This window comes from Pseudomonas sp. TWI929, assembly GCF_039673335.1.
Lineage (GTDB): Bacteria > Pseudomonadota > Gammaproteobacteria > Pseudomonadales > Pseudomonadaceae > Aquipseudomonas.
The window spans coordinates 22,218-31,013 of sequence record NZ_JBDJLK010000066.1 but is presented as its reverse complement, the minus strand read 5'-3'; the positions used below and the strand labels follow the sequence as shown (position 1 = coordinate 31,013).

The 8,796-nt window shown below is 59.9% G+C and carries 7 protein-coding genes; 5 read left to right on the top strand and 2 right to left on the bottom strand.

Annotated elements, in window-relative coordinates; translation table 11 throughout:
* Positions 1 to 908: 908 nt before the first annotated feature.
* The gene (locus ABE456_RS21595) at positions 909 to 1,721 is read left to right on the top strand and encodes an RHS repeat-associated core domain-containing protein (RefSeq protein ID WP_346645741.1); all 813 of its coding nucleotides are present in this window, start codon (positions 909 to 911) and stop codon (positions 1,719 to 1,721) included.
* 49 nt (positions 1,722 to 1,770) lie between these two features.
* Here ABE456_RS21595 and gbcA read toward each other — a convergent pair whose 3' ends face one another.
* Positions 1,771 to 3,063: a glycine-betaine demethylase subunit GbcA gene (gbcA, locus tag ABE456_RS21590; RefSeq protein WP_346645740.1), complete on the bottom strand. Its 1,293-nt coding sequence runs from the start codon at positions 3,061 to 3,063 to the stop codon at positions 1,771 to 1,773.
* A 295-nt stretch (positions 3,064 to 3,358) separates the two neighbouring features.
* On the opposite strand from gbcA, the gene gbcB reads away from it, so the two are divergent.
* The 4 genes from gbcB (at position 3,359) to mcpH (ending at position 7,296) form a co-directional block, all read left to right on the top strand.
* Positions 3,359 to 4,459, top strand: coding sequence for a glycine-betaine demethylase subunit GbcB (gene gbcB, locus ABE456_RS21585; protein ID WP_346645739.1), 1,101 nt, complete (start codon positions 3,359 to 3,361; stop codon positions 4,457 to 4,459).
* A 233-nt stretch (positions 4,460 to 4,692) separates the two neighbouring features.
* On the top strand, positions 4,693 to 4,923 hold the full coding sequence (locus tag ABE456_RS21580; protein ID WP_346645738.1) for a hypothetical protein: 231 nt from the start codon (positions 4,693 to 4,695) through the stop codon (positions 4,921 to 4,923).
* Positions 4,920 to 5,222 (top strand): cell division protein ZapA, encoded by a 303-nt coding sequence (locus tag ABE456_RS21575; RefSeq protein ID WP_346645737.1) that lies wholly within the window; start codon positions 4,920 to 4,922, stop codon positions 5,220 to 5,222. Before ABE456_RS21580 ends, ABE456_RS21575 begins: the two co-directional genes overlap by 4 nt.
* Positions 5,223 to 5,358: 136 nt before the next feature.
* Positions 5,359 to 7,296, top strand: coding sequence for a methyl-accepting chemotaxis protein McpH (gene mcpH, locus ABE456_RS21570; protein WP_346645736.1), 1,938 nt, complete (start codon positions 5,359 to 5,361; stop codon positions 7,294 to 7,296).
* Positions 7,297 to 7,420: 124 nt separating this feature from the next.
* Here the strand turns inward: mcpH and ABE456_RS21565 are convergent, their stop codons facing one another.
* Positions 7,421 to 8,461 carry a low specificity L-threonine aldolase gene (locus ABE456_RS21565; protein WP_346645735.1) on the bottom strand — a complete coding sequence of 347 codons (1,041 nt, stop codon included), beginning with the start codon at positions 8,459 to 8,461 and terminating at the stop codon, positions 7,421 to 7,423.
* Positions 8,462 to 8,796 lie beyond the last annotated feature (335 nt).

Below are 8,796 nucleotides of genomic sequence, written 5' to 3'. Positions count from 1 at the left end.
CCCACGCCCCCGTGTAATTAGGCCCAGCAATTTAACCGGGGGCGCCCCCCCCCCCCACACCCCCTCCAAACGCCCGCTCCTACAGAGAGCAGCTATTGTCGTACGACATTGAATGCCCAGTAGCCCAGTAACTTGTTCACAGGCTCGAACAACACTCGTTCACCCGCCGCCAACCCCTTACTCACCACTGCGCAGCGCAACACCAGGTAATCCCAGCACTGCCCCTCAGCGCTGATAACCCCAATTCCATGCCTTTCATCAAACCACTTCACAGTCCCTGCCTGGCGGCTGTGCATAAGTATCCCCTTGGGTGATGCCAAAATAGTGGCTACTACCCAATCACAGCGCCGAAACTTGTGAAACTGGCAGAAATATCAGGTACGCCTGGTTTTGCCCACGGAATCTGTTCGCCAAGGTGTGGATAAAGTGTTGGCGCATGGCTAGGAGCCATAAGCGACGGGGCTTGCGTGAGTTTGATCAAATAATGAACAGCTCTCGGCAAGCTACTTTGGTTTACTGGTGCTTGTGCTTGCCAGGTTTTGCCCACAATCGCTGTTAGCCGGTCTGTGGATAATCTGTTCGGTATAGGCTGGAAGCCTTGTAAATCAAGGCCTCCATGAATCAGATCAAAAAATGATCAATCCAGCCTGAATCCCTCTTGATCCATGGAAATCAAGGCCTTGAGTAGTTTATCCACATACAAATTGCCGAGCATTGGCCTGTTGCCCACAAACTCTGTTGGTGTCTCTGTGGACAAGGTGTAGGAAATTAGCTGGAGCCGAACAAATCTGCGGCTTTGCATGGCCTGATCAAATTATGACCAGGGTGTACCTGATATTTTTGTTAGTACCCAACCATGTTCCATGCCGCTAAGGTAATCGAGCCCATAGGAGGAGTTGTGGATAACCATGGCACGATGTTACTCACCTTACGGTGTTGTCGGGGCTTACCCTTCAACAACCTTGGCTTTTTGCGGCCAGCGCCGTGATCCGCTATCAGGGAATTACCCGTTGGGGAATGGTTATCGCCACTACAGCCCTGCTTCAATGCGATTTCTGAGCCCCGATAGCCTTAGCCCATTTGCTCGTGGAGGCATCAATGCTTACACCTACTGTGGAGGTGACCCTGTAAATCGAACTGACGAGTCGGGGCGGTTCTGGATCAAGTTCTTAACGCATGTGGCTTTTGGCTCAAGTGCGGTAGCAGGTACAGGCAACATGGTAGTTTCGCGAATGAGAGCCAGGATTAACAACGAGCCACTTCCGGATGGCGTTCTCGAACCAGCCCTGCCAAGCCTTCATCCTCGCGTAGCTGCGGCTGCAAACGTCCTAGATACATACGCTTATACGACTTCGATTGTTCTTCGTGGACCGCATCTTGCGGATACCTTCAATCCTGGGTCTGTGGCAAACAATCAGCCGCTACTCAATGGGGCTGACCTGGGGCGCGCAGGGGTTGGGTTTCTGGGTTTCGCAGCCCTCCCCATGAATGCCAGGCATGAGTGGCGTCGTGCGGGCGTACGAGGCATGCATCGAGGGGAACTGATCGGCGGTGCTTTACTGGATGCATACGGCTTTAGCTATGCGTGGCAAGGGATGAAAAAAGTAGGCAAGGCAGTGGGTTCAGCCGTATCAGGTGCTTTAGGGGGGCTTGTCCAGATGATAAGGGGGCGTCGCAGGCCAGGTGATGTTGAGGCCGGTATCGACAACACGAAATTGTAAGCCGCTGGAGACCCCCGCCGCCGCACTTGTGCCTTGGCGGGGGTTACGTTTACTGCGCCTGCACTTCCTTCAGATACGGCGCCGGCTCCGCCCCTAGGTTGTTCAGCACTCGTTGGCTGTACCAGTCAATAAAGTTGACCACACCAAACTCGTAAGTCTTCGAGTATGGCCCAGGCTGGTACGCGGTGGAGTTGATGCCACGCTGGTTCTCTTCCGCCAGGCGACGGTCCTGGTCATTGGTGGCGTCCCACACCTTGCGCATGTGCTCAGGGTTGTAGTCCACGCCTTCCACGGCATCCTTGTGCACCAGCCACTTGGTGGTGACCATGGTTTCCTGGGCACTGATCGGCCACACGGTGAACACGATCATGTGGTCGCCCATGCAGTGGTTCCACGAGTGCGGCAGGTGCAGGATGCGCATCGAACCCAGGTCCGGGTTCTTGATACGGCCCATCAGCTTTTGGCAGGCCTGCTTGCCGTCCATGGTCATCGACACGGTGCCCTTGAGCAGCGGCATGCGCACGATGCGGTTACGCAGGCCGTGGCTCTTGTGCAGGTACGGGATTTTCTCGGCTTCCCAGGCGGCAGCAGAGCTGGCCACGTGGTCCTTGAATTCCTGGCTGGCGCGCGGGTCGTTGGTGTCGTCCCATTCCAGCAGGGTTTGCAGCAGTTCCGGGTGCGAACCGGAGCAGTGGTAGCACTCGCGGTTGTTCTCCAGCACCAGTTTCCAGTTGGCCTTTTCCATCAAGGTGGTTTGCACCGCCACCTTGGTGTTTTCCATGTCGTACGGTTCCATGTAGTGTTCCAGGGTGGCCAGGAACTCGTCGATGGCTGGCGGGTTCTCCGCCAGGCTGATGAAGATGTAGCCACCGGCAACCTTTACGTTCACAGGCTTCAGGCCGTACTCCTTCATGTCGAAGTCGGCGCCCATTTCGGTACCGGCAAACAGCAGGCGACCGTCCAGTTCATACGTCCACTGGTGGTAGTGGCAGACCAGCTTGGCCACCTTGCCTTTGTCGCTTACGCACAAGCGCGAACCGCGGTGGCGGCAGACGTTATGGAAGGCGTGCACCTTGCCTTCGGCACCACGCACCACCAGGATCGGGTTGTTGCCGATCTGCAGGGTGATGTAGTTGCCTTTCGCCGGAATTTCGCAGGTCATGCCGGCGATCAGCCATTCTTTCTGGAAGATCTCCTGCATGTCGATCTGGAACAGACGCTCGTCGGTGTAGAAAGGCTGGGGCAGCGAGTAGGTGCGCTCGCGGGTCTGCAGCATCTCGGCGGTGGCCTTGCGTGCAGGTTCCAGTGGATCGCCCAGGCTCAGGGTTGCGGTGACGTCCATCGTGTATTCCTCGGGGCCGTGTGCGGCCGGCAAAAGGTGGCTAATCGTTGTTGTGGTGCCGCAAGGCTGCTCTTCAAGAAACAGCTAGTTGTTTTGCCGTGGAGTGTGCGTCCGAAGACGCCATGAACCGTATCCATGGGCGACATGGCCGATTTGAATAACGACTCCGCAGCCCTTGTAGTGCGGGGCTGGTCGCGATAAGCACGTCGATGTCGCTGGCAGGAATGTACGCAGCCCCAAGCTTGCGCATTATCCAAGCCATAAAAAGGCCAATAGTCGGCTGCTGGAGATGAACATGTCCGATACCTTCCTCAATCCGGTCACTACCCAGACCTGGGCCAACGGCCGCCACATCGTGCGCTGCGTCAAGGTCATCCAGGAGACCTGGGACGTGCGCACCTTCTGCTTCATGGCCGACCAGCCGATCATGTTCTTCTTCAAGCCGGGGCAGTTCGTTACCCTGGAGCTGGAAATCGAAGGCAAGCCGGTGATGCGCTCCTACACCATCTCCAGTTCGCCGTCGGTGCCCTACAGCTTCTCGATCACCGTCAAGCGCGTGCCCGGTGGCCTGGTGTCGAACTTCCTGCACGACACCATGCACGAAGGCGCCGAGCTGCCGGTGCATGGCCCGGTGGGCCTGTTCAACGCCATCGACTTCCCGGCGCCGAAGGTGCTGTACCTCTCGGGCGGCGTGGGCATTACCCCGGTCATGTCGATGGCGCGCTGGTTCTACGACACCAACGCAAATGTCGACATGGTGTTCGTGCACAGCGCCCGTTCGCCGAAGGACATCATCTACCACCGCGAGCTGGAGCAGATGGCCTCGCGCATCCCCAACTTCAGCCTGCACATCATTTGCGAGAAGCATGGCCTGGGCGAGCCGTGGGCGGGTTACCGCGGCTACCTGAACCAGCGGCTGATGGAGCTGATCGCGCCGGACTACATGGACCGCGTGGTGTTCTGCTGCGGCCCGACGCCGTACATGACCGCGGTAAAACGCATGCTCGAAGCGGTCGGCTTCGACATGAAGAACTACCACGAGGAGTCGTTCGGCGCCACGCCGCCAGAGGCCAAGGCCGATGCAGTGGAGCACGCCGAGCAGGCGGCCGATGCGCCGGAGCTGGATGTTTCCGACCTCAACCTGGTGGAGTTCATCGGCAGCGAGAAGAGCATCCGCGTCGCCCCGGGCGAAACCGTGCATGCAGCGGCAGCCAAGGTTGGCCTGATGATCCCGAAAGCCTGCGGCATGGGCATTTGCGGCACCTGCAAGGTGCTCAAGCTGGGCGGTGAAGTAGAGATGGAGCACAACGGCGGTATTACCGAAGAGGACGAAGCCGAGGGCTACATCCTGTCGTGCTGCAGCGTGCCGAAAGGGGATGTGCGGATCGACTATTGAGCTTCAAGCTGCAAGTCTCAAGCTGCAGTAGAAGAGCAGGCCGATGTTGGGCCTGCTTTTTTTATGGATCGAGGCTGGCTTTTTCCTGACCAGCGGTTGACCCAGGTCGGAACAAGGGGGTGGTTCCTCTGTCAATCTGCGGGTTAGACACCTTCTGAATCCGATATTTAATGGCGATGGGCCGCACTTTTCTTTATCGTGTGCGCCCCTCGCAACAACCTGAGATAGACCCCATGCTGGAAGCCTCCCTGAATCAAATCGAGCAACTGGTCAGCGACCTGATGCAGAAAAACGCTCAACTCACCGAGCAGAACAACGCCCTCGGCCAGGAACTGGCCCAGGCCAAGGAAGAGAACGAAACCCTGCAACTGTCGCTGATGGAGCAGGAAGAGAAGAACGGCGCTACCGCCGCACGTATTCAGGCGCTGGTTGAGCGCGCCAGCGCGGGCGTTGTCGGCGCATGAGACTGCAAGAGCAGCCGATCAATGTCGTGTCGATTCTCGGCATCGACTATTCGATCAAGGCGCCCGAAGGCCAGGAAGAAACCTTGGCCCAGGCGGTGCGAATGCTCAACACCGCCCTGAACGAGACCAAACGTCAGTACCCGACCTTGATCGGGGACAAATTGCTGGTGCTGGCTGCCCTCAACCTGTGCTCCAAGCAGGTTGAACTGCAGAAAGAACACCAGCAGACCTTGGCGCGCACCCAGGCGCAGATCGACGCCACGGTAAACGCCATCGTTCGGACCATTGCTGAGCAATAAGGTCCAGCACCGGCCCCTGTGGGAGCGGGTGAACCCGCTCACACAGGGTGCATCTGATTGCTTGAGATCACTGGATTAACTGGATACGCAAGTGTATACACTTTCCGCAAAACAATAATGTTGCGGGGAGTAGGGCATGGGTATCTGGCGCAAAAGCATCCAGTGGCAGTTGATCACCAGTATGGGCGCCGCCTTGCTGGCGAGCATCCTGGTGGTGGTCATCATCTTTACCGTGGCGCTCAACCGCCTCACCGAACGTTACCTGGTCGACACTGCCCTGCCTGCCAGCATCGAAGCTATCCGCAACGACATCGAGCGCATGCTCGGCCAGCCGCTGGTGGCGGCAGCCGACATTGCCGGCAACACCCTGCTGCGCGACTGGCTTGCCGCCGGTGAAGACCCCGCCCAGGCCCCACAATTCCTCGAATACCTGACCGCTGCCAAGCAGCGCAACCAGGCCTTCACTACCCTGTTTGCCTCGACCGAAACCGGCCACTACTACAACGAAAATGGCCTCGACCGCACCCTCAGCCGCAGCAACCCCAAGGACAGTTGGTTCTATGGCTACGTCGACAGCGGTGCCGAGCGCCTGATCAACATCGACATAGACGGGGCCACTGGCGAGCTGGCGCTGTTCATCGACTACCGCGTGGAGAAGAACGGCAAGCTGGTCGGCGTGGCTGGCATGGGCCTGCGCATGACCGAGCTGTCGAAGCTGATTCACGACTTCAGCTTCGGCGAGCATGGCAAGGTATTCCTGGTGCGCAACGATGGCCTGATCCAGGTGCATCCGGACGCAGCCTTTAGTGGTAAGCGCCAGCTTATCGAGCAGCTCGGCGCGGAGGCTGCCAAAGCGGTGATGACCGGTGGCGAGAGCTTGCGCAGTAGCCGTTTCAGCCGCGATGGCGAAAGCTACCTGGCGCTGGGCCTGCCCCTGCGCGACCTCAACTGGACCCTGGTGGCTGAGGTGCCGGAAGAAGAAATCTACGCGCAAATGCACCAGACAGTTGGGCTGACCAGCCTGATTGGCGGTGCCGTGGCCCTGGTGTCACTGCTGTTGGTGGTGCTGCTGGCGCGTGGCCTGGTGCGGCCGATCCGCCGAGTCACTGCTGCGCTGGTACAGATTGGCAGCGGCGCAGGGGACCTCAGCCACCGCCTGGACGATTCGCGCCAGGATGAGCTGGGTGACCTGGCCCGGGGCTTCAACCGCTTCCTCGACAGCCAACGCAGCCTGATCGGCGAGGTGTTGAATACCTCCGAACGGCTGCACCTGGCCGTGGAGCAGGTGACCCAAGTGGTGGATAACACCGCCGAGCGCTCCGGGCGCCAGCAGGAAATGACCGAAATGGTCGCCACGGCGGTGCACGAGATGGGCCTTACCGTGCAGGACATAGCCCGCAATGCCGGCGATGCAGCCCAGGCTTCGCAGTCGGCGCGGGAGGAGGCGTTGCAGGCGCGTGAAGTGGTACAACGCTCGATTCGTGGTATCGAGGGTATGTCGGGCGATATCGGCAAGGCAGCTGATGCGGTCGGCCAGTTGGCGGATGAAGTCGCCTCGATCGATGAAGTTTTGGCGGTAATCCGTAGTATTTCCGAGCAGACCAATTTGCTGGCGCTGAACGCTGCCATCGAGGCTGCGCGGGCAGGGGAGATGGGGCGTGGGTTTGCTGTGGTGGCCGATGAGGTGCGCACGCTGGCCCGGCGTACGCAGCTGTCCACCGACGAAGTGCAGCAGATGATCCAGCGCCTGAAGCAAGGCGCGGGTTCGGCAGTGAGCTCGATGCAGGCGGGGCAACAGGCGACCGGCAGTGGCGTGGAGTCGAGCCAGCGCACCGGGGCGTCGCTGGGGGCGATTACCGACCAGGTGGAGCACATCAGCGACATGAACCATCAGGTGGCGACGGCGACCGAGGAGCAGTCGGCGGTGACCGAGGAAATCAACCGAACGGTGCAGGGGATTTCCGACCTGGCGAGGGAGACGGCAGCAGAGGTGCAGGGGTGCCGGGAAGAGTGCCAGGCGTTGCGTGGCCTGGCGGATGACCTGGCGCGGCAGATGGGTGGGTTCAAGCTTTAGATTGCCGGGGCCGCTTTGCGGCCCATCGCGACACAAGGCCGCTCCCACATTGATCAGTGTACGCCGGGCCTTGTGGGAGCGGCCTTGTGTCGCGAAAGGAGGGCAAAGCCCTCCCAGCAATCTGTCAGGCGGTGATGATGCTGCGGATATCCGCCGCCAGCTCACGCACCCGCTCTTCCTCGGTATCCCACGAACACATGAACCGCGCCCCACCGCTACCAATGAAGGTATAAAACCGCCACCCCTTGCCTCGCAGCGCTTCAATGGCGTGCTCCGGCATCTGCAGGAACACCCCGTTGGCCTCCACCGGGAACATCAGCTCAACCCCCGGCAAGTCACTCACCAGCGCGGCCAACAACTGCGCGCAATGGTTGGCATGCTTGCCATGGCGCAACCAGGCGCCATCTTCCAGCAGGCCTACCCATGGTGCCGACAGGAAGCGCATTTTCGAAGCGAGTTGCCCAGCCTGCTTGCAGCGGTAGTCGAAGTCTTCGGCCAGCTGGCGGTTGAAGAACAGGATCGCCTCGCCCACCGCCATGCCGTTCTTGGTGCCGCCAAAGCACAGCACATCGACGCCGGCCTTCCAGGTCAGCTCGGCCGGGCTGCAGCCGAGGAACGCGCAGGCATTGGTAAAGCGTGCGCCGTCCATGTGCAGGTTCAGGCCCAGCTCCTTGCAGGTGGCGCTGATCGCCTTGAGTTCGTCGGGGCGATAAACGGTACCTACCTCGGTGGCCTGGGTGATGGTGACCACCCGTGGCTTGGGGTAGTGGATGTCCTGGCGTTTCAGTGCCACTTCGCGGATCGACTGCGGCGTCAGCTTGCCGTTGACGCTGGGCGCGGTCAGCAGCTTGGAGCCGTTGGAGAAGAACTCCGGCGCGCCGCATTCGTCGGTTTCGACGTGCGCGGTCTCGGAGCAGATTACGCTGTGGTAGCTCTGGCACAGCGAGGCCAGGGCCAGGGAGTTGGCGGCGGTGCCGTTGAAGGCGAAGAACACCTCGCAGTCAGTTTCGAACAGGTTGCGGAAGTACTCCGAAGCACGCTCGGTCCACTGGTCGTCGCCGTAGGCGCGGTCGTGGCCATGGTTGGCCTTCTCCATCGCCGCCCAGGCTTCGGGGCAGATACCGGAATAGTTGTCGCTGGCGAATTGTTGGCTCTTATCTGTCATGACACTGTCCTGTGAACGACGCAGAACAGCACTCTAAACCATCGATTCGGCGGTTGCCTATACAACCGCTGCATAAGCTGGTTTCAGGGTTGTCTGGGCCGGCCTCTTCGCGGGTGAAACCCGCTCCTACAGGGATATCACAAGCCTTCAGAGCACCGCCGTACCTGTGGGAGCGGGTTCACCCGCGAAAGGGCCGGCACAAGCAGCAAACAACGAATGTCGTAAACGCGCCATTGCAAGGCGTGCGCAGGCATCTGACCTGCCCCGGCCAGTCATAACATCGCCACAAAGGGCCACAGTGCCCCACGACAAAAAACGATCGCTGCCGGGAGATA